This window comes from Streptomyces sp. NPDC051218 (genome assembly GCF_044455475.1).
Taxonomy (GTDB): Bacteria; Actinomycetota; Actinomycetes; order Streptomycetales; family Streptomycetaceae; genus Streptomyces.
The window spans coordinates 69,160-89,237 of record NZ_JBITEU010000011.1 but is presented as its reverse complement, the minus strand read 5'-3'; the positions used below and the strand labels follow the sequence as shown (position 1 = coordinate 89,237).

Sequence of the window (20,078 nt, the reverse complement as noted above, 5' to 3'; positions counted from 1 at the left end):
GAGCGCTCCGGAGTGATCCGCGAAGTAATCCGGAAAGCGATCTCCGCCCGGACGGTAGCCTTAAGGCCTGTCTGCTCTCTCCCCTATTCGCGAAGACTGGATGAACGAAGATGCATCGGTACAGGTCCCACACCTGCGGCGAGCTCCGCGCCTCTGACGTCGGCTCCGACGTCCGGCTGAGCGGCTGGCTGCACAATCGCCGAGACCTGGGCGGCATCCTCTTCATCGATCTGCGCGACCACTACGGCATCACGCAGCTGGTTGCCCGCCCCGGCACGGCCGCCGCCGAGACGCTCGACAAGCTCTCCAAGGAGACGGTCGTCCGTATCGACGGCAAGGTCGTCTCGCGCGGCGCGGAGAACGTCAACCCCGAGCTGCCCACCGGCGAGGTCGAGATCGAGGCCGCCGAGGTCGAGGTGCTCGGCGCGGCCCAGCAGATCCCGTTCACGATCAACGCGGACGACGGCGTGAACGAAGAGCGGCGCCTGGAGTACCGCTTCCTGGACCTGCGCCGCGAGCGCATGCACCGCAACATCATGCTGCGGTCCTCCGTCATCGCCTCGATCCGCTCGAAGATGGTGGCCCTCGGCTTCAACGAGATGGCGACGCCGATCCTCGCCGCGACGTCCCCCGAGGGCGCCCGCGACTTCGTGGTGCCGTCCCGTCTGAACCCGGGCAAGTTCTACGCGCTGCCGCAGGCCCCGCAGCAGTTCAAGCAGCTGCTCATGATCTCGGGCTTCGACCGCTACTTCCAGATCGCGCCGTGCTTCCGTGACGAGGACGCGCGTGCGGACCGGTCGCCGGGCGAGTTCTACCAGCTCGACGTCGAGATGAGCTTCGTCGAGCAGGAAGACGTCTTCCAGCCCATCGAGAAGCTGATGACGGAGATCTTCACGGAGTACGGAGGCGGCCGCGAGGTCACGTCCCCGTTCCCCCGCATCCCGTTCCGCGAGTCGATGCTGAAGTACGGCAACGACAAGCCGGACCTGCGCGCGAAGCTCGAACTGACCGACATCACGGACATCTTCGCGGACTCCGAGTTCAAGGCGTTCGCGGGCAAGCACGTGCGCGCGCTTCCGGTCCCGGACACGGCGTCGCAGTCCCGCAAGTTCTTCGACGGCCTCGGTGATTACGCGGTCGAGCAGGGCGCGAAGGGCCTGGCCTGGGTGCGCGTGGCCGAGGACGGCTCGCTGACGGGCCCGATCGCGAAGTTCCTGACGGAGGCGAACGTGGAGGAGCTCACGAAGCGCCTCTCCCTGGCCCCCGGCCACGCGGTGTTCTTCGGCGCGGGCGAGTTCGACGAGGTCTCGAAGATCATGTCCGCCGTCCGCGTCGAGGCGGCCAAGCGTGCGGGCCACTTCGAGGAGGGCGTCTTCCGCTTCTGCTGGATCGTCGACTTCCCGATGTACGAGAAGGACGAGGAGACCGGCAGGATCGACTTCTCCCACAACCCCTTCTCGATGCCCCAGGGCGGCATGAAGGACCTGGAGGAGAAGGACCCCCTCGACATCCTCGCCTGGCAGTACGACATCGTCTGCAACGGCATCGAGCTGTCCTCCGGCGCGATCCGTAACCACGAGCCCGAGGTCATGCTGAAGGCCTTCGCGATCGCGGGCTACGAAGCGGAGACGGTGGAGCGGGAGTTCGCGGGCATGCTCCGCGCCTTCCGCCTCGGCGCCCCGCCGCACGGCGGCATCGCCCCCGGCGTCGACCGCATCGTGATGCTCCTCGCGGACGAGCCGAACATCCGCGAGACGATCGCCTTCCCGCTGAACGGCAACGCCCAGGACCTGATGATGGGCGCCCCCTCCGAACTGGAGGAGTCCCGCCTGCGCGAACTGAACATCCAACTCCGCAAGCCGGTCGCCTCCGGCAAGGGCGAGACGGACAAGTAGCGCCGCCTGCAGACGAGTCGAAGGGCCCCGGACCAATTGCGTCCGGGGCCCTTCGCCGTGCGCCGAGCCGTTAGTTGCCCGGCACCGGCCACGGCTCGTCCGGGAGGGGGGTGCCCGTCTCCAGGAGCGATGTCTGCCACGCGCGGGAGTCTGGCACCGTGCACTGACACGCGCCGTGCGCGCGCGGCTGGTTTGTGGTGGGGGTTAAACCGCCGGGGAGTGCGAGGCCGCTGATGCCGTTGCCTCGGCCCACTCCGCGACGAGCTTCTCGTACTCAAGGTGCTGCTCGGGCCGGAGATAGCCGCCCGTGCGCAGCCAGAGCGCACGTATCTCCTCGTTCACCTCGGCCGCTGTGCGCGGCCGGTCGGGGGTGTCGGGAGTCGTGGTCATACAGTGAAGCGTACGTACGAAGATGTGAAGACGGCGTGAGTTCTGGTCGAATGTGATCGGTATCGCTATTGGACCCGCATAAACCAGCCAAGTTGGGCAAGCAGAAGGGGCCCGCGACGTGAATCGCGAGCCCCTTCAGGGCAGTTCAGGAGAGCGTTGGCCCCCGGTCTGGCCGGTTGTCCGCCGGTTTCAGGCGGTTACGACTGCTTCGGTTCCTCCAGGCGCGGGAACAGCACCGCACCCTTCGTCACCGTCGCACCGACCGGCAGCTGCCCCCACGTACCCGCGTCCTGGACCTTCTGCCCGGCGAGCGCGCCGAGCGAGGCCTCCGCGCCGAGCGAGTCCCACAGCTTCTGCGAGGTCTCCGGCATGACGGAGTTGAGGAGGACGGCCACCGCGCGCAGCGACTCCGCCGCCGTGTACAGGATCGTCGCCAGGCGGGCCTGGCCCTCCGGGGACTCGTCCTTGGCCACCTTCCACGGCTCCTGCTCCGTGATGTAGCCGTTGACCTGCTTGACGAAGGCGAAGACCGCCAGGATGCCGGCCTGGAAGTCCAGCTCCTCGCCGATCTTCAGGTCGGCCGTCGCGACCGCCTTGGCGAGGCCTTCCTGGACCGCCTGCTCAGCGGCGCCGACCGCCGTCGCCTCGGGAAGCGCGCCGCCGAAGTACTTGCCGACCATGGCGGCCACGCGCGAGGCGAGGTTCCCGTAGTCGTTCGCCAGCTCGCTCGTGTAGCGGGCGGTGAAGTCCTCCCACGAGAACGAGCCGTCCTGGCCGAACGCGATGGCACGCAGGAAGTACCAGCGGTACGCGTCCACACCGAAGTGGGACGTGAGGTCCTGCGGCTTGATGCCCGTGAGGTTCGACTTCGACATCTTCTCGCCGCCGACCATCAGCCAGCCGTTCGCCGCGATACGGCCCGGCAGCGGCAGACCCTGCGCCATCAGCATCGCGGGCCAGATGACCGCGTGGAAGCGGAGGATGTCCTTGCCGACCAGGTGGACGTCGGCGGGGAAGGTTGACTTGAACTTGTCCTCGTCCGCGCCGTAGCCGACGGCCGTGGCGTAATTGAGGAGGGCGTCGACCCAGACATAGATGACGTGCTTGTCGTCCCACGGGACCTTGACGCCCCAGTCGAACGTCGAGCGCGAGATGGAGAGGTCCTGGAGGCCCTGCTTGACGAAGTTCACCACTTCGTTGCGGGCCGACTCGGGCTGGATGAAGTCCGGGTTCGCCTCGTAATGGGCGAGGAGCTTCGGGCCGTACTCGCTCAGCTTGAAGAAGTAGTTCTCCTCCTTGAGGAGCTCCACCGGCTTCTTGTGGATGGGGCAGAGCTTCTGCCCCTCGAACTCGCCGCCGGCCTCGCCGTCGATGAGGTCGCCGGGGAGCTTGTACTCCTCGCAGCCCACGCAGTACGGGCCCTCGTAGCCGCCCTTGTAGATCTCGCCCTTGTCGAAGAGATCCTGGACGAACTCCTGGACGCGGTCGGTGTGACGCCGCTCCGTCGTGCGGATGAAGTCGTCGTTTGCGATGTTCAGGTGCTCCCAGAGAGGCCGCCAGGCCTCGTCCACGAGCTTGTCGCACCACGCCTGGGGCGTGACGTCGTTCGCCTCGGCAGTGCGCATGATCTTCTGACCGTGCTCGTCCGTGCCGGTGAGGTACCACACCTTCTCGCCGCGCTGACGGTGCCAGCGCGTGAGCACGTCCCCTGCAACGGTCGTGTAGGCGTGGCCCAGGTGAGGAGCGTCGTTTACGTAGTAGATGGGGGTCGAGACGTAGAACGCCTTCGCGTTCTCGCCCGCTCCCTGCTTCTCGGATCCAGTGGCCGCCATGGTCGAAATCCTAACGGCCCCGGAGCGGGCGATTCACCTCGATTCCAGGGGGTGGACCCTGACGGGTCCACCCCCTGGGGTTCCTTTGAGGTTACGGGCGCCAGGCCGCCAGCAGGCCCTCGTACAGCTCCGCGTCCGTGAGCTCGCGGGGGGTGGGGCCCGCGTGGAAGAAGGCGGCGTTGTCCGCCTTCAGCTTGCGGAGGTAGTCGAAGCCCTTCGCCTCGTGCTCGCCGAACGCGACGAACTGGAAGAAGAGGGGGTGCTTGGCCGCGTCCGCGAGGGCTTGGTTGGCGGGGCCCTTCGCGTCCGGGGGGCCATCCGTCTGGAAGACGACGAGGGCGGGGCTGCCCTTGTGCTCCGACTTCTCGTAGTGGGCCACGACCTCTTCGATCGCGGCGTGGTAGCTGGTGCGGCCCATGCGGCCCGCCGCGGCGTGCAGCTCGTCGATACGGCCCTCGTGCATGGGGAGGGTGAGGGTGCCGGTGCCGTCGATCTCGGTCGAGAAGAGGACGACGTGCACGGTGGCTTCCGGGTCGGTGTGCGCGGCCAGGGCCAGCACCTGCTCGCCCAGGCTCTGGGCGGAGCCGTCCTTGTAGTACGAGCGCATGGAGCCGGAGCGGTCCAGTACGAGGTATACGGGGGCGCGGACCCCCGTGAGCTCCCTCTTCTGGAGGGCTTCGGCTGCCGCCTTGTACGCGGCCGCGAGGGCTGGCTGCGCCAGGGCTTCGGCGGTCTCTCCCCCTCCCGAAGCTTCGGGCTCCGCCGGGACGGCTTCCTCCACCACGGGTGCTTCGGGCTCCGCCGGGGTCACGTGTACTTCCGCCGCCACAGCGGCGGCGTCGACGTCGACGTCCTCAGCCTCGGGGGCGGGCGTGGGGGTCGCCTGTTGTGGGCATTCGTCCCGCTGGGCGGGACGGGTGGGCACAACTGACGGTTCCGGTTCAGCGGCGTCGGCGACAACTGCGTCGGGGGCGACAACCTCGGGGGTCACGACCTCGGCCTCGGGGGCGGTCGCCTCGGGCTCTGCGTCAGCCACGGGCTCGTCGGCGACCTTCGGGGTGACGACCTCGGTCTCCGGGGCGTCAGCCTCGGGCTCAGTGGCGACCTCCGGGGTGGCGGCCTCCGCTTCCGGCTCCGCTTCGGGCTTAGGAGTCAGATCCGGTTCCGGGGACGGCGAAGGTACCGACACCCGGTCCCGGTCGAACGCCGCGGCGACGAGATCATCCACCGCCGAAGGCGAAGGCTCGGACGACGGAGCCGGAACCGACGCCTTCGGCTCGGCCGCCGGAGGCACCCGCTCGGAGGAGGGCGCCGGCACCGTCGCGGACGCGGAGGCGGACGCGGCAGCCTCAGGCGTCTCGGAGGCCTCCGGGGGCGCCGCCTGAGGCTCCGGAGCCTGATCCCCCTTGCGTGACGACCGTCCGAACGCATTCCGCAGGACACTCAGAATGCCCATGGGTGCACCCCTTCGCGTGAGTTGATTCCCGATAACCCCTGGCCAGGGCGGACACGTAAGGTTAGCCGCCGCAATCCGTGATCTTCGTGAGGGTCGCCCAAGCATCCCTCCGCCGTCACCCTTACCGCGCACACGCAGCTCAACTGCCCTCTGTGCGCTCGCGGTTCACCTCTCGTTCACCCTCAGGCCGTTGCCCTGCCGACCACCGCGCCTAGCGTCTCGGCGGAATCAAGCCACGCCAGGCACACGCCAGACACCCGCCAGGCACACGCCACCCAACGGAGGAACCCGTGCGCAAGCTGCTGCCGATCATCACCTCGCACCAGGGGAGCGGCAACCGTTCCGCCCTGACCTGCCGGTTCCGTTGTGGTGACGCCTGCTTCCACGAGGTGCCCAACACCAGCGACAACGAGTACGTCGGCGACGTCATAGCGGGAGCCCTCAGCCGCCGTTCCATGATGCGCGCCGCCGCGGTCGTGACCGTGGCGACCGCCGCGGGCAGCGCCGTCGTCGCGGGCCCCGCCGCCCCGCAGGCGGCAGCCGCGCCCCGGAAACCGGCGTCGCACAAAAGCAAAAAGGGGGCGCGTGGTCTCCGCTTCACGCCCGTCGCGCCCAACACCACCGACTCCGTGACGATCCCGGACGGTTACGCCCAGAACGTCGTCATCCGCTGGGGCGAGCCCATCCTCCGCGGCGCGCCCGCCTTCGACGCCGACAAGCAGACCGCGAAGGCGCAGGCCGGGCAGTTCGGCTACAACAACGACTTCCTGAGCCTCCTGCCGCTGCACCGCGAGCGCGGGCGTCAGGTCCTCGTGGCCAACCACGAGTACACCGACGAGATCCTGATGTTCAAGGGTTACGACGCCGCCAACCCCACCCGCGAGCAGGTCGAGATCGCCTGGGCCGCGCACGGCCTCTCCGTCGTGGTCGTCGAGGAGGAGCGCAGGAGCGGCAAGCTGTCCGCCGTAAGCCGCCACCAGCTCAACCGCCGCCTCACCGCCACCAGCGAGTTCCGGCTCACCGGACCCGCCGCGGGCGGCAAGTACGTCCGTACGAAGGCCGATCCGCGCGGTACCAAGGTCCTCGGCACGCTCAACAACTGCGCGGGCGGCACCACCCCGTGGGGCACGACCCTGCACGGCGAGGAGAACTTCAACCAGTACTTCGCCAACGCCGAGAAGGTGACGGACCCGGCCGCCGCCGCGCGCCTCAAGCGCTACGGCGTCATCGGCGCCGCTTCCGAGAGGAAATGGGAGCGGTTCGACGATCGCTTCGACCTCGTCAAAGAGCCCAACGAGGCCAACCGCTTCGGCTGGGTCGTCGAACTCGACCCGTACGACCCCGAATCGACCCCGCGCAAGCGCACCGCGCTCGGCCGCTTCAAGCACGAGGCCGCGCAGCCGCGCCTCACGCACGACGGGCGCCCGGTGGTCTACATGGGCGACGACGAGAAGTTCGACTACTTCTACAAGTTCGTCAGCAGCAAGCGCGTCGACAAGGGGAAGTCGCGTGCCGCGCACGCGCACAACCTCACGCTCCTCGACGAGGGCACCCTGTACGTCGCCAAGCTGACCGGCGACTCCCCCGCCGCCGACATCGACGGCACCGGCAAGCTGCCCGCCGACGGCGAGTTCGACGGCAGCGGCGTCTGGATCCCGCTCGCCACCGCGGGCCCCAAGGGCCACGCCGTCTCGCACGTCGACGGCATGACCGCCGAGGAGGTGTACGTCTTCACGCGCCAGGCCGGTGACAAGGTCGGCGCCACGAAGATGGACCGCCCCGAGGACATCGAGCCCTCCCCGCACACCGGCAAGGTGTACGTCGCGCTCACGAACAACTCCGACCGCGGCAAGGAGGGCAAGGCCGGGGCCGACGAGGCCAATCCGCGCAACCTCAACAAGCACGGGCAGATCCTGGAGCTGACCGAGCGCCGTAATCGGCCGGAGTCGACGGTCTTCGCCTGGTCGCTCTTCCTCGTCGCGGGCGACCCCGAGGACCCGGCGACGTACTTCGCGGGCTTCCCGAAGGACGAGGTCAGCCCGATCTCCTGCCCGGACAACGTCGCCTTCGACCCGCACGGCAACCTGTGGATCTCGACGGACGGCAACCAACTCGGCTCGCACGACGGCCTGTTCGGTGTCGCGGTCAAGGGCGACCGGCGCGGTGAGCTCAAGCAGTTCCTGACCATGCCGAAGGGCGCGGAGACCTGCGGCCCGCTGATCCAGGACAACCGCGTGCTCGTCTCGGTGCAGCACCCGGGCGAGATCGACGGCGCGTCCGTGGAGAAGCCCGCGAGCGCCTGGCCCGACGGCCCCGGCAAGATCGTCCGCCCCTCGGTCGTGTCCGTCTGGCGCGAGGACGGCTGCGACATCGGCATTTGAGGTACGTACGGTACTTACGCGATGGGGCACCCCGCGCCCGCGGGGTGCCCCATCGTCGTATCGCCGCCTCCGCGACGTCAGTTGTTCTGCTTGCGGCGGTACAGCGCGAAGCCGAGGCCCGCCGCGCCGAGCGCCGCCATGCCGCCGCCCGCCGCCATCAGCGGGGCGCTCTCACCGGCGGGGGTCATTCCCTCGGAGCCGGCCTTGACGCCGCCCTTCGGGACGACCTGGGAGGTGCCGTTCCGCGGCTGGGACTGCGGCTGCGGCTTCTGACCGTGACCGCTGTTGTTGTTGCTGTTGCCGCCCGTGTGGGACTTGCCCTCGGTCCAGCCCTTCATGGTGCCGTCCGGGTTGAGCACGAAGTGCGCGCCGTTGTGCTGGCCGTAGGCGGGCTTGTCGCCCGACTGCTTGAGGGTGTCCCAGACGCTCTTCTTGCCGGTGTCGGGGGCCTTGGCGATCATGTCGGCCTCGTAGCCGCTCTTGACCTTGTAGACCTTCGCGTCGAAGCCGGAGCCGCCGAGGTTCGTGTACTGGCGGACCAGGACGCGCTGGTGGTCGGGCTTGGGCTGCGGCTTCGGCGGGGTCGGCTTGCCGCCCGTCTTGGTGAGGGTGCCGTCCGCGGTGAGCTTGAAGGTGCAGCCGTCGATCTTGGCGGTCGAGGGATTGATGTACGCCTTCAGGGAGCCCTTGACGGCCTTGTGGAGGTAGATCTCCGCCTTGGCGCTGCGGGCGGAGGCGTTCACGTCGACCTTCGCCGACCAGCCGTTCCCGAGGTCGGTGGTGCCCTTGGAGACCCAGCCGCCGGGGACGGGCTTGTCCTTGTCCTTGTCCTTGTTCACGAGCTTGGCGGTGACCTGGCCGTCGGGCGTCAGGGTGAAGGTGTTGCCGTCGATGGTGGTGCTCGCGGACTTCTCGTATGCGGTCAGGGAGCCCTTGGCGGCGCCGTCGAGGGAGAGGGCCGCCTTGGCGGTGCGTGCGGACGCGTTGACCTCGACCTGCGCGGACCAGCCCTTGCCGAGGTCGACCGTGCCCTTGGACTCCCAGCTGCCCGGCTTGGGCGTCTCGTCGTCCTTCTTCTCGTCCTGATCCTTCTTCTGGTCCTGGTCCTGGCTCTTGTCGTGATCCTGGTCCGTGGCGCCGTTCTGGTCTCCCGGTGAGACCTGGCCCTGCGGGTTCGACGGGGCGTCGGCGGCGAAGGACGCTGTCGTCGGGACGGCGAGAGCGGCTATCGCTCCGGTGGCGATGGCGGCGGTGCGGAAGGTACGGCGGGTGGCGCGCATAGCGGATCCCTTGTGACTGGTCGGTCGAACTGTCCGTCTTTGTGCCTGTTTGCGGCAGCGACAGACCTGAAGCTACGGGCGCCGTGTGTGCGTCATCCGTAGAGAACGTAACAACCAGCCGCATACGGTGACGCGGAGCCGTGAAACCGGCAAAAGTGCAGGTCAGGCAGGGTGAGGCCGAAGGTCACCGGTTCTCCGGGACCTAGGTCACGCCGCCTTCTCCGGGGCCTGGCTCACGCCGCCTTCGCGCGCCCCTCCAGCCACTCCCCGTAGGCGGGCGCCTGGCGCGCAGCCTCCCAGTACGAGGCCTCCAGGTCCTCGTACACCGCGTCGAGCTCCCCCTCCGTACGGGCCGCCACGAGCAGCCGCACGCCGAGCGGGTCGCCGTGCAGCGGTCTGACCGCCATGTCGGGTCTCGCGTGCGAGGTCGGCTGGCAGACCGTGACGACCTCGCCGGTGGCGACGAGGGAGGACGCGGTGAGGTAATCGCCGTGCAGGACACGGGGGTTGAGCCCGGCCGCCCGCAGGACCCGGAGCAGCCCGTCCCACTCGCCGTCCACCGTCGGGTCCACCATCCACCGGTCGGCGGCCAGGTCGGTGAGGCGTACGACGGGCTGCGCCGCCGCCGGGTGGTCGGCGGCGAGGAAGACGAACTGCGGTTCACGGTCCACCAGTACGCGCCGCCGCAGCCCCTCCGGCATCCGCAGCGGGCTCCCCTCCACCTCGTGCACGAAGGCCACGTCGAGTTGCCCGCCCGCGACCATCCGCAGCAGCGCGTTCGCGGAGACGTCCATCTGGAGCGAGGTCTCGGTGCCGGGCAGCCGCAGCCGCAGCCTGCGCAGCCAGCCCGGTATGGCACGGCTCGCCGTGGAGCCGATGCGCAGCTGCGGGCCCTCCGAAGCGCGGGCGGCGGCCGCCTTGGTCTCGTTGACCAGCGCGCGCATCTCGCTGACGAGGGGGCGGGCGCGGCTGAGGGCGACGCGGCCGAGCGGGGTCGGCCGGCAACCGGTGCGTTCGCGGGCGAAGAGCTGGCCGCCGATCTCCTGCTCGATGCGGCGCAGCTGTGTCGTCAACGAGGGCTGGCTCATGCCGAGTTGGCGCGCCGCCTTGTGCAGGCTGCCGGTGTCGGCGATGGCGCACAGCGCGCGGAGGTGTCTCACCTCGAGCTCCATGGCTGTGAGCGTAGAGCGGCAGAGGGCGGCGCACCAGACTCACAAATCCCACGGGAACCACCTGAGTTGGGCACCGCCGTGGCCCGCCGCGAAGTTGGCGAAGGGCGGGCGATAGTCCGGCGCTATCGCCACTTGCCATCATCCCCGGACGCCCCTGGCTCCCCGACACTCCCGGTACCGAACCGTTCACCTTTCACCGAACGAGTAGGGAGCCCCCCACATGAACAAGCGTTACCTGTCCGCCGCAGCCGTCTTCGGCCTCACCGCCGCCGGCCTCGGCACGACATCGGCGACGGCCGCGACCCCCACCGCGCCGTCCACCACTGCCGCGTACGCCAACTACGCCGGGTCCGGTGAGGAAGCCGCGGCCAACAAGGCGTTCTTCGAGGCCGTCCTGAAGTCGGTCGCCGAGAAGCGCGCGGCCAACCCGGGCGCGAAGCAGGTCACGGTGGTGTACGACGCCTCCGGCGCGCCGACCTTCGCGCAGCAGATAGCCAGCAGCACCTCCATTTGGAACAGCGCGGTGTCCAATGTGAAGCTCCAGGAGGGGAGTGGCGGTGCGAACTTCGAGTACCGCGAGGGGAACGACCCGCGTGGTTCGTACGCGAGCACGGACGGCCACGGCAGCGGGTACATCTTCCTGGACTACGCGCAGAACCAGCAGTACGACTCGACGCGCGTGACGGCGCACGAGACGGGCCACGTCCTCGGTCTTCCCGACCACTACGAGGGCCCGTGCAGTGAGTTGATGTCCGGAGGCGGACCGGGCACGTCGTGCACCAACTCGCAGCCCGACGCCAACGAGCGTTCCAGGGTCGACCAGTTGTGGGCCAACGGTCTCGCGAAGGCGCTGGACAAGCTGGACAGAATGGAGAAGGTCGGCTGACCTTCCGCTCCACAGCCTGTGCCCGCCGGCGTCGCTCGATGCCGGCGGGCACAGTCGCGTGACGGGGGTAGTTGCGTACGGAGGAGCAGTGGCGCCCGGGGCGGACGTCTACTCGTGCGTGTAGTACCGGTAGAACATCATGGCCAGCACGCCGCCCGTCACTCCGAGCGACATGAACACGGACCGCAGGATCGTCGCGTCGGTCAGGCTGTAGAGATAGCCGAACGCGATACCGGCGAAGGCCGCCCAGGCCGCCGCCCGCAGCTCGCGCGGCAGCCGCGGCGCGATGGTGCGCAGCCCCATGAACACCGCGCCGACGACGATTCCCGCCACGATGCCGAGCAGCACGTTCCCGGTGGTGATGGGGCCCGCGTCCCGCGCGATGCCCGCCGCCCAGATGCCGTAGACCACGGCGAGGAGCGCGGTGGCCGTGGCGGCTCTGGAAGCCGCGGAGCCGCCGAGTACCCGAGGTCCTGCCGAAGTGGATGCCACGTGAGCCATGACGGGTTCCTCCAGACAGTCCGGAATCAGCCGGAATCAGCCGCCCCCGGGAGGACGGTGCAGCACATCCGCCCCACCATCCAGGGCACACCCACCGGCGCCGCCCGGCAACTCGGCGGCCTCAGTGGTAGCGGTTGTAGCCGCCCTGGCACGTGTCCCAGCACGGCTTGTACTCCTGGCACGGGTCCGACGTGGCGCAGCTCGGCACGTGCCGTCCACCGGTGTCCACATAGGCGGCGCTGGCCCAGCCCTGCACCCCGCCCAGCCAGTACCAGGTCGTGTCGCCCCAGACGCTGGCGCCGCGTGTCTGGCATTCGACGCGGTCCTGGCTCTCCGCGGGCAGCTTCGCGACGATCGAGGCGCTGGTGGAGGGCGCGTCCCGGATCTTCAGGTCGACGGGGGCGGTGATCGTCCCCCAGACCACATCGTGGGTGTTGTGCGTGGGTGACGCGGTGGCGGATGCTGGTGATGCACCTCCGAGGGACAGCGCGCCCGCGGTCAGGAGCGCGGTGACGAGAGTTCCCAGGGCGGCCGGAGTGGCCCTCAGGGCCGGAGTGGTCCGCATGTTCGACCTCCTCTTTCCCCCCGTCCCCCCACCCCTCTTCCCTCCTCCAGCAAACACCCGTTCGGTCTAAGGCTCCACCGGACGATGAGTTTGCGCCTCGGCGAGGGTCTGCCCTCGTGACGGACGACGACCGATCGGGAGAGGGCGTACGACATGAACAGCGTGGCCATCGAGACCGCGGGCCTGGTGAAGACCTTCGGTGACAACCGCGCCGTCGACGGCGTGGACCTCACCATCCCGGCCGGCACGGTCTACGGCCTGCTCGGGCCGAACGGCGCGGGCAAGACCACCACCGTGAAGATGCTCGCCACCCTGCTGCGCCCGGACGGCGGCGACGCCCACGTCTTCGGTCACGACGTCGTGCGCGAGGCCGACGCCGTACGCAGCAGGGTCAGCCTCACCGGGCAGTACGCGTCGGTGGACGAGGACCTGACGGGCACCGAGAACCTCGTGCTCCTCGCCCGCCTCACCGGACACGGCAAGAAGGCGGCGTACAGCAGGGCGGCGCAGCTCCTGGCGGCCTTCGGCCTGAGCGACGCGGCCGCCCGCCAGGTGAAGCACTACTCCGGCGGCATGCGCCGCCGCATCGACATCGCGGCGTCCATCCTCAACACCCCCGACCTGCTCTTCCTCGACGAGCCGACGACGGGCCTCGACCCCCGCAGCCGCAACCAGGTCTGGGACATCGTCAGGGCGGTCGTCGCGCACGGCACGACGGTCCTGCTGACCACGCAGTATCTGGACGAGGCCGACCACCTCGCCTCCCGCATCGCCGTCATCGACGACGGCAAGGTCATCGCGGAGGGCACCAAGGGCGACCTGAAGGCGTCGGTCGGCGCGGGCTCGGTGCACGTCAGGCTCCGGGACCCTGAGCAGCGCGACGACGCCGCGCGGGCGCTGCGGACCGCGCTCGACGCCGAAGTCCAGCTGGAGCCCGACCCGGTGGCCCTCACCGCCCGCGTCGGCAACGGCGAGGCGAACGGCCAGGGCGCCGCGGAGAAGGCCTCACGCGCCCTGGCCGAACTGGCCCGCGCGGGGATCATCGTGGACAACTTCTCCCTCGGCCAGCCCAGCCTGGACGAGGTGTTCCTCGCCCTCACCGGCACCCCCCATCACGCGACGGACATGGCGGAGAAAGAGAAAGAGGCACAGGCATGAGCACCGCGACCACCACATCCGAGGCCCAGGACCTGGCGCCCGTCAGCACCGAGTCCCTCGCCGAACTGCTGATCGCCGGCGAGAGGCCTGCGCGCCCCAGCGCGTTCTCCGCGTCCCTGACGTTCGGCTGGCGGGCCATGCTCAAGATCAAGCATGTCCCGGAGCAGCTCTTCGACGTGACGGCGTTCCCGATCATGATGGTGCTGATGTACACGTACCTCTTCGGTGGCGCGCTCGCCGGATCGCCGGGCGAGTACATCCAGTACCTGCTGCCCGGCATCCTCGTGATGTCCGTCGTCATGATCACGATGTACACGGGCGTCTCGGTGAACATCGACATCGAGAAGGGCGTCTTCGACCGCTTCCGTACGCTGCCGATCTGGCGCCCGTCGGTGATGGTCGGCTACCTGCTCGGCGACATGCTGCGCTACGCGATCGCGTCCCTGGTCATGCTGGCCGTCGGCATGATCATCGGCTTCCGCCCGGACGGCGGCGTCCTCGGCGTACTGGCCGGGGTGCTCCTGCTCCTGGTCTTCTCCTTCGCCTTCTCGTGGGTGTGGACGATGTTCGGCCTGCTGCTGCGCACGGAGAAGTCGGTGATGGGCGTCAGCATGATGGTGCTCTTCCCGCTGACGTTCCTCAGCGACATCTTCGTGAAGCCCGAGACGATGCCGGGCTGGCTGCAGGCCTTCGTGAACAACAACCCGATCACCCATGTCGCGTCCGCCGTCCGCGATCTGATGGCGGGTACGTCACCGGGCTCGTCGCTCATGTGGGCGCTCGGCTGGGCGGTGCTGCTCGTCGCGGTCTTCGGCCCGGTGACGATGCGGCTCTACAACCGCAAGTAGCGAGGCGGTCCGACAACCGCAAGTAGGAGTTTCTTGCCCCGTATGCACTCGTCCCGGTCGCGCCAGGCGTGACCGGGACGTCGACCGGCGTCTCCTGGGAGACGTGTTCAGACGCCCGCTGTCCGCCGTCCTCCTCGTCATCGCCGTACTCCTCGTGCCGCTCGGCACGCTCTCCACCTGGGCGAAGTACGAGATCGAGGACGCCGACGCGTACGTCGCCACGATGGCGCCGCTCGCCTCCGACCCCGACGTGGGGGACGCGGTGGCCGGGGCGGTCACCGACTCGGTGATGAAGGAGATCGACGTCGGCCCGCTGCAGGGCACCGTCGAGTCGTTCGTACGGGACGCGGTGCGTTCCTTCACCGGGACGAAGGCGTTCAAGACGGCCTGGAACGCGGCGAACCGCGCCGCGCACGACGCGGTGCAGGACGCGCTCAGCGACCGGTCCGACGGCGGCGCGGTCACCATCGACCTGGCTCCCATCACCGAACAGGTCAAGCGTCAACTGGGCGCCGACGGCGTGCCGTTCGCGGACCGCATCCCCGTCACGCACACCGAGGTGACCCTCATGGAGTCCTCGGACCTCGGCCCCTTCGGGAAGGGATTCCACATGCTCCAGGTGGCGGGCCTCTGGCTCCCGGTCGCGGCGGTACTCCTCGCCGTGGCGGGCATCTTCCTGGCGGTGCACCGCCGCCGCGCGGTCATCCGCACGGCGCTGGGCGCTGCGCTGGCCGGGGCGGTGCTTGCCGTGGCGGTCATGGTGGGCCGGGGGCTGACTCTGGACGACCTCCCGAAGGACGTCTCCCGCCCTGCCGCGGAGGCGGTCTACGACGCGTTGACGCTCACGCTGAGTGTGGCGGGGTGGGTGATTCTGGGGGTGGGTCTTGCGGTCGCGCTTGCCGCGTGGTTGCTTCGGCGCCGTCGGGCTGAGAAGTCCAGCCCGTCCGGCGTTTGAGGACATCTTGCGGGGGTCCAGGGGGCGGAGCCCTCTGGTTTCGGGAAGGGGCGGGATTGGGGACATGCAACCCTCACCCCCACCCCGCCGTCTCTAGGGGAAGATTCCCGCAGTACCCCACACGGAGAGGCCGGCCTTGGACAGCGCAACGGCAGCGAGGACGGCACCCCGAGAGGAGTGGCCGGAGCCGCAGGCGAAGCGGCGCCCCCGGCACCGCCCCTCCGCCTGGCTCGCCGCCCTCCTCCTGGCCGGCGTCAGCACCATCCTCGGCCACCGGATCGCCGACTCCGACGGCCCCACCCCCGTACCGCAGATCCTCGCCTTCCTGCCCTGGCTCCTCGCCCCCACCATCGCCGGACTGCTGCTCGCGGCGCTCGCACGCTGGCGCGTCGGCCTCGTCTGGGGCGTCGTCGCGCTCGGCGGCGTCGCCTGGTTCATGGAGCCGTACGGCAAGACGGACGACCCGGCAGGGCCGGCCGTCGCCGAGCTCCGCGTCATGGCGTCGAACGTCGAGTTCGGCCAGGGCACCCCCGGCCTGCTCAAGGCCGTCCGCGAAGAGAAACCCGACCTCCTCTTCGTCCCGGAGTGCGACTACACCTGCTCGGACACCCTGCGCGACGAACTGCCCCGCTCCGACTACCCCTACCGCACCGCGAGCGAGGCGAGCGGCGCCGAAGGCTCGGTGATCGTCAGCAAACTGCCCCTGAAGAAGGCGAGCGGCCTCGCGGGCACCCTCGGCATGCCCGGCGCGGTGGCCGAGCTGAAGAGCGGCCACCAGATCCGCATCCAGCTCGCCCACCCCATGCCGCCGCTGCCCAAGCAGCTCGGCACCTGGCGCACCGAACTCGCCGAACTCCGCGACTACGCCGCCGAGGGCAGGCGCGCGAACCGCTCCACCATCATCGCGGGCGACTTCAACGCCACCCAGGACCACGCGGCCTTCCGCGACATCCTGGACACCGGCGGCGTACGCGACGCCGCCCGCCTCGCCGGATCCGCCCGAGCCCCGAGCTGGCCCGCCGACCTGATGTCACCGCTCGGCACCCAGATCGACCACGTCCTCGTCACCCCGGACTTCTCGGCCCGCGACGCCCGCTTCCTGGACATCGGCGGCACGGACCACCGGACCCTGGTGGTGGACCTGACGCTGCACGGCCAGAAGCGGTAAAACGCAGGTCAGGCAGCCGGGCGCAGCGGCGACGCGGGGGCCACCGCGGTGGCGATAATGGCCGCATGCGCCCCCGCGAGTCACCCGCACCACCGGGCCCTCTGAGCGCCCTCGCCCCACCTCCCTGGCTGGTCAGGACCCTCAAGCCGCAGGCGGCGCCGATCCCGTGGGCCGCGGTGGCGCGCGCGTCCGTCGCCATGGCGCTGCCCCTCCTCATCGGCCTCGCGGCGGGACAGCCCGCGTACGGGGCGCTGGCCTCCATGGGTGCGCTGTCCGGCGTCATCGGCGACACCGCGGACGCGTATCGCATGCGGATCTTCAACATCGCCGTCCCGCAGCTGTTCGGCGCGCTCGGCGTCACCATCGGCTCGCTCGTCTTCGGCCACGGCTGGGTCGCGGTCGGCGTGGTCACCTTCGTGGCGCTGGTCTCCGGGATGATGTCCACGATCGGCGCCGTGGCGTCCGTGTCCGGTCTGCTCCTGCTGCTCAACTCCGTGGTGGGGGCGGGGCTTCCGATGCCGGGGCCATGGTGGCTGGCCCCCGCCCTCATGACGGGCGGCGGCCTCCTGGTCCTCGCTCTCGGGCTCCTCGCCTGGCCGCTGCGCTCCGGCGTCCCGGAGCGGGCGGCCGTCGCGGCGACCTACCGCAGCGTGGCCGCGCTGCTCGAAGCGGCGGGCACCGAGCGGTACGACGAGGCGCGCGCCGCGGTGACGACCTCGCTGAACCAGTCGTACGACCTGGTCCTCGCCCGGCGCACCCGCGCGCACGGCCGCAACCCGGACCTCGTACGCCTGGTGGCCCAGCTGAACGCGATCACGCCGGTCGTCGAGGCCGCGCCCGCCGCGCACCAGTGCGGGGTCCCGATGCCGCCGGAGTACCCCGCGGAGGTGCGGCGGCTCGCGGAAGCGGTGGCGGCCCCCGGAAAGACCCCGATCCCCGAACCCGACCTCCCCGCCCCGCCCGACCCGTCGGCCGACGCGGTCGACCACGCCCTGCGGCACGTGGCGGAACTCCTCAACGACTCGGACCCGCACGGCGCCGTCAACGTCGACGACCGCCTCGGCCGCCCCGCCGCCCTGCGCGTGCGGGCCCGCAGGGCGACCCGCAACGTCCTGCTGTCCAGCACGTCCTGGCGCTACGGCCTGCGCCTGGCCCTGTGCATCGGCATCGCGCAGTCACTGGTGTCCCTGATCGACGTGCCGCGCTCGTACTGGGTGGCGCTCACCGTCACGTTCGTCCTCAAGCCCGACTTCGGCTCGGTCTTCTCCCGGGCGGTGCTGCGGGCGCTGGGTACGGCGGCGGGCCTGGTCGTCGCGGCGGCGGTCCTGTCGGAGGTGCCGCGCGGCTGGTGGGACGTGCCAGTGATGTTCGTCCTCGCGGCCCTGATCCCGGCACTCACGACACGGGGCTACGGCTTCCAGACGGCCGCGATCACCCCGGTGATCCTGCTCCTGTCCGACGTCCTGAACCACCAGGGCTTCGGGCTCGTCGTGCCGCGCCTCGTGGACAGCCTGATCGGCTGCGGAATCTCGCTGGTCGCGGGGTACTTGCTGTGGCCGGAGAGCTGGCACACGCGGATCGGCGACCGCCTCGCGGACACGGTGGCCGACACGGCGTCGTACGTCGAGAGCGCGTTCGGCACGGCGGTGGACGTGGCCGAGCGGGCCCGCATGCGGCGCGGCCTGTACCGCGACCTCTCCGTCATCCGCACGGAGTTCCAGCGCGCCCTGACGGAACCGCCCCCGATGGGGGCGCGCGCCGCGGCGTGGTGGCCGCTGGTGATCGCCGTCGAACGCATCGTGGACGCGACGACCACTGCGCGGGTGCGGATCCGCCATGGGGCGGGAGAGCCGAGCCTGACGGAGGTGGGGGAGGTGGCCCGCCAACTTCGGGAGTTGGCGGAGGGGTTGCGGGGTTCGGAGACGCTGGAGGAGGTCCCTGCGGAGTTCTCCGGGCCGCAGGACAGCGTCCTGGAACCACTCCGCCAGGAGGTGGTCGCTGCGAGGGCGATTGCGTCGCCGGGCAGGGGGTGAACCTTCAGCCCGTCCGGCGTTTGAGGACGAACTCGGCGGAGCCGGTGATGACGGCCACCAAGGCCCTCGCGCCGAGCGAGTTTTCGGGAAGGGGCGGGGTTGGGGACTAAAGCTGTTCGAGGTTCACCGCGTGGGCCATCGCCCGATACCCCGCATCGTTCGGATGCAGATGGTCGCCACTGTCGTACTCAGGGGCCATCCGCTCCCCGTCGGCGGAATCCGCCAGAGCCCGGTCGAAGTCCACGTACGCGTCGTACTCCCCAGACGTCCGCACCCACGCGTTGAACTCATCGCTCACCTTCGCCGCCCGCTCCCCGTAGTGATCAGAGCCCCCCAGCGGCAGCAACGTCGCGCCCACCACCCGCACCCCCTTCTTCTTCGCGGCCCGGATCAACTTGCGGTGGCCCGCGATGAGTTCAGCCGCGCTCACCTTCGGCGCGGGCTTGTAGGTGGGCGTATCGCTCTCGCTGAAACCGATGTCGTTCAGGCCCTCCAGGACGACGACCGTCCCCACCCCCGGCAGATCCAGCGCGTCCCGCCCGAAGCGGGCCGTCCCCCGCTCCCCGTACCAGGCGGAGTCGTTGAGGACGAGGTTGCCGCCGATACCGGCGTTCAGGACCGGGCGACGCGTCCCCGCATCGGCGAGCCGCTCGGCGAGGGCGTCGGACCAGCGGCGGTTGCGGTCGGTGGAGGAGGCGAAGCCGTCCGTGGTGGAGTCACCGAAGAGCACGACGCCTCCGCTCCGGCGCGGCTTCTCACCGGCACCGGCACCGGCAGCGGCGCCGCCCCCCGCGACATCCACCCCCGACAGGAAGTACCAGGACTCCGTCGACTCGTCGAACGCCCCGCCCCCGGCGTCCGCCACATGATCCCCGTCCGCCCGGTAACTCGTCGCGAACGACTGCGCGTGGAACGTGGCGGGCCCCGTCGTACGGGCCAGATGCAGGGTGACCGTCACCGACTCGAAGGGCTTGAGGTCCAAGCCCACCTGGTCGCTAGAGAGTTGGCCGTGCGCCGGGATCGCCACCGACCTCCTCCCCTCGAAGGTGAGGCGCCGCACCGAACCGCCCTCGACCGCTGCCCCGCCCCCCTTCTTCGTCCGCGCGATGGTCGCCCCCGCGATGTGCAGCGGCGACGTGCCGTACGCGTTGGAGAGCCGGATACGGGCTCTGTCGCCGCCCTCGGTGACGCGGACGACCTGGCGCAGGGTCTGGCCGGAGAAGCCGTCCTCCGACCAGTTGGGCTTGAAGCCGGTGCTGGCACGCTGCGGCGACGCGGCCCATGCAGCGGTCCAGGCGGAGCCGTGCGAGGACTCCGAGGACCCCGACGGCCCCGACGGCTTCGAGCCCGAGGCGTGGGCCCCCGTGACGGTGAGACCGAGACCGGCCGTCAGGGCGAGCGCGGCGGTGGCGGCGACAACGGAGGTGCGAGTACGCGAGAACACAGGGATCTCCCGGGAGTTGGAGGAAGCGGTGCATGCCCCGGAGGGGGACTCCTCCAAGATCCGCCCCCACCGCCCCCCGATCAACGGCGATCCATGAAACGATCGGTGCGTTCA

16 protein-coding genes are annotated in these 20,078 nt (G+C 70.1%); 8 read left to right on the top strand and 8 right to left on the bottom strand.

Annotation, left to right across the window (positions count from 1 at the left end; all coding sequences use genetic code 11):
• Window positions 1–110: 110 nt before the first annotated feature.
• The gene (aspS, locus tag ACIBCK_RS30565; RefSeq protein ID WP_399395489.1) at window positions 111–1,895 is read left to right on the top strand and encodes an aspartate--tRNA ligase; all 1,785 of its coding nucleotides are present in this window, start codon (window positions 111–113) and stop codon (window positions 1,893–1,895) included.
• A gap of 204 nt (window positions 1,896–2,099) precedes the next feature.
• Here aspS and ACIBCK_RS30560 read toward each other — a convergent pair whose 3' ends face one another.
• The 3 genes from ACIBCK_RS30560 to ACIBCK_RS30550 all read right to left on the bottom strand — a co-directional run bounded on the left by ACIBCK_RS30560 (window position 2,100) and on the right by ACIBCK_RS30550 (window position 5,573).
• Window positions 2,100–2,285 (bottom strand): hypothetical protein, encoded by a 186-nt coding sequence (locus ACIBCK_RS30560; protein ID WP_399395487.1) that lies wholly within the window; start codon window positions 2,283–2,285, stop codon window positions 2,100–2,102.
• 197 nt (window positions 2,286–2,482) lie between these two features.
• Window positions 2,483–4,117, bottom strand: a complete 1,635-nt coding sequence (metG, locus tag ACIBCK_RS30555; RefSeq protein ID WP_399395486.1) for a methionine--tRNA ligase — start codon at window positions 4,115–4,117, stop codon at window positions 2,483–2,485.
• 91 nt (window positions 4,118–4,208) lie between these two features.
• Window positions 4,209–5,573 carry a VWA domain-containing protein gene (locus tag ACIBCK_RS30550; RefSeq protein ID WP_399395484.1) on the bottom strand — a complete coding sequence of 455 codons (1,365 nt, stop codon included), beginning with the start codon at window positions 5,571–5,573 and terminating at the stop codon, window positions 4,209–4,211.
• Between the two features lie 290 nt (window positions 5,574–5,863).
• On the opposite strand from ACIBCK_RS30550, the gene ACIBCK_RS30545 reads away from it, so the two are divergent.
• Window positions 5,864–7,954, top strand: a complete 2,091-nt coding sequence (locus tag ACIBCK_RS30545; protein WP_399395482.1) for a PhoX family protein — start codon at window positions 5,864–5,866, stop codon at window positions 7,952–7,954.
• 77 nt (window positions 7,955–8,031) lie between these two features.
• Here ACIBCK_RS30545 and ACIBCK_RS30540 read toward each other — a convergent pair whose 3' ends face one another.
• Together ACIBCK_RS30540 and ACIBCK_RS30535 are read right to left on the bottom strand one after the other, a co-directional pair.
• Window positions 8,032–9,234: a hypothetical protein gene (locus ACIBCK_RS30540; protein ID WP_399395480.1), complete on the bottom strand. Its 1,203-nt coding sequence runs from the start codon at window positions 9,232–9,234 to the stop codon at window positions 8,032–8,034.
• A gap of 233 nt (window positions 9,235–9,467) precedes the next feature.
• Window positions 9,468–10,406: a LysR family transcriptional regulator gene (locus tag ACIBCK_RS30535; protein WP_399395479.1), complete on the bottom strand. Its 939-nt coding sequence runs from the start codon at window positions 10,404–10,406 to the stop codon at window positions 9,468–9,470.
• A gap of 220 nt (window positions 10,407–10,626) precedes the next feature.
• Between ACIBCK_RS30535 and snpA the strand changes: the two genes are divergently transcribed.
• The gene (gene snpA, locus ACIBCK_RS30530) at window positions 10,627–11,292 is read left to right on the top strand and encodes a snapalysin (protein WP_399395477.1); all 666 of its coding nucleotides are present in this window, start codon (window positions 10,627–10,629) and stop codon (window positions 11,290–11,292) included.
• Window positions 11,293–11,400: 108 nt separating this feature from the next.
• Here the strand turns inward: snpA and ACIBCK_RS30525 are convergent, their stop codons facing one another.
• Window positions 11,401–11,793, bottom strand: a complete 393-nt coding sequence (locus tag ACIBCK_RS30525; RefSeq protein WP_399395475.1) for a hypothetical protein — start codon at window positions 11,791–11,793, stop codon at window positions 11,401–11,403.
• Between the two features lie 121 nt (window positions 11,794–11,914).
• Window positions 11,915–12,358, bottom strand: a complete 444-nt coding sequence (locus tag ACIBCK_RS30520) for an SH3 domain-containing protein (protein ID WP_399395473.1) — start codon at window positions 12,356–12,358, stop codon at window positions 11,915–11,917.
• A 153-nt stretch (window positions 12,359–12,511) separates the two neighbouring features.
• Between ACIBCK_RS30520 and ACIBCK_RS30515 the strand changes: the two genes are divergently transcribed.
• From ACIBCK_RS30515 to ACIBCK_RS30495, 5 genes are all read left to right on the top strand, one after another.
• Entirely contained in the window at window positions 12,512–13,516 is a 1,005-nt protein-coding gene (locus ACIBCK_RS30515; protein ID WP_399395471.1) for an ATP-binding cassette domain-containing protein, read from the top strand.
• Window positions 13,513–14,364 carry an ABC transporter permease gene (locus tag ACIBCK_RS30510; protein WP_399395468.1) on the top strand — a complete coding sequence of 284 codons (852 nt, stop codon included), beginning with the start codon at window positions 13,513–13,515 and terminating at the stop codon, window positions 14,362–14,364. Before ACIBCK_RS30515 ends, ACIBCK_RS30510 begins: the two co-directional genes overlap by 4 nt.
• Window positions 14,365–14,458: 94 nt before the next feature.
• A complete protein-coding gene (locus tag ACIBCK_RS30505; protein ID WP_399395945.1) occupies window positions 14,459–15,319 on the top strand; it encodes a hypothetical protein in 861 nt (286 codons plus the stop codon).
• A 136-nt stretch (window positions 15,320–15,455) separates the two neighbouring features.
• The gene (locus tag ACIBCK_RS30500) at window positions 15,456–16,487 is read left to right on the top strand and encodes an endonuclease/exonuclease/phosphatase family protein (RefSeq protein ID WP_399395466.1); all 1,032 of its coding nucleotides are present in this window, start codon (window positions 15,456–15,458) and stop codon (window positions 16,485–16,487) included.
• Window positions 16,488–16,552: 65 nt separating this feature from the next.
• On the top strand, window positions 16,553–18,520 hold the full coding sequence (locus ACIBCK_RS30495; RefSeq protein ID WP_399395465.1) for an FUSC family protein: 1,968 nt from the start codon (window positions 16,553–16,555) through the stop codon (window positions 18,518–18,520).
• Window positions 18,521–18,626: 106 nt separating this feature from the next.
• On the opposite strand, the gene ACIBCK_RS30490 is transcribed toward ACIBCK_RS30495, so the two are convergent.
• Window positions 18,627–19,964, bottom strand: a complete 1,338-nt coding sequence (locus tag ACIBCK_RS30490; RefSeq protein WP_399395463.1) for an SGNH/GDSL hydrolase family protein — start codon at window positions 19,962–19,964, stop codon at window positions 18,627–18,629.
• Window positions 19,965–20,078 lie beyond the last annotated feature (114 nt).

Coding starts and splice junctions, on each gene's coding strand:
- ACIBCK_RS30550 (WP_399395484.1), bottom strand. CDS start 5,573: ATGGGCATTCTGAGTGTCCTGCGGAATGCGTTCGGACGGTCGTCACGC.
- ACIBCK_RS30540 (WP_399395480.1), bottom strand. CDS start 9,234: ATGCGCGCCACCCGCCGTACCTTCCGCACCGCCGCCATCGCCACCGGA.
- ACIBCK_RS30495 (WP_399395465.1), top strand. CDS start 16,553: ATGCGCCCCCGCGAGTCACCCGCACCACCGGGCCCTCTGAGCGCCCTC.
- ACIBCK_RS30525 (WP_399395475.1), bottom strand. CDS start 11,793: ATGGCTCACGTGGCATCCACTTCGGCAGGACCTCGGGTACTCGGCGGC.
- ACIBCK_RS30520 (WP_399395473.1), bottom strand. CDS start 12,358: ATGCGGACCACTCCGGCCCTGAGGGCCACTCCGGCCGCCCTGGGAACT.
- metG (WP_399395486.1), bottom strand. CDS start 4,117: ATGGCGGCCACTGGATCCGAGAAGCAGGGAGCGGGCGAGAACGCGAAG.
- ACIBCK_RS30510 (WP_399395468.1), top strand. CDS start 13,513: ATGAGCACCGCGACCACCACATCCGAGGCCCAGGACCTGGCGCCCGTC.
- ACIBCK_RS30535 (WP_399395479.1), bottom strand. CDS start 10,406: ATGGAGCTCGAGGTGAGACACCTCCGCGCGCTGTGCGCCATCGCCGAC.
- snpA (WP_399395477.1), top strand. CDS start 10,627: ATGAACAAGCGTTACCTGTCCGCCGCAGCCGTCTTCGGCCTCACCGCC.
- ACIBCK_RS30560 (WP_399395487.1), bottom strand. CDS start 2,285: ATGACCACGACTCCCGACACCCCCGACCGGCCGCGCACAGCGGCCGAG.
- aspS (WP_399395489.1), top strand. CDS start 111: ATGCATCGGTACAGGTCCCACACCTGCGGCGAGCTCCGCGCCTCTGAC.
- ACIBCK_RS30515 (WP_399395471.1), top strand. CDS start 12,512: ATGAACAGCGTGGCCATCGAGACCGCGGGCCTGGTGAAGACCTTCGGT.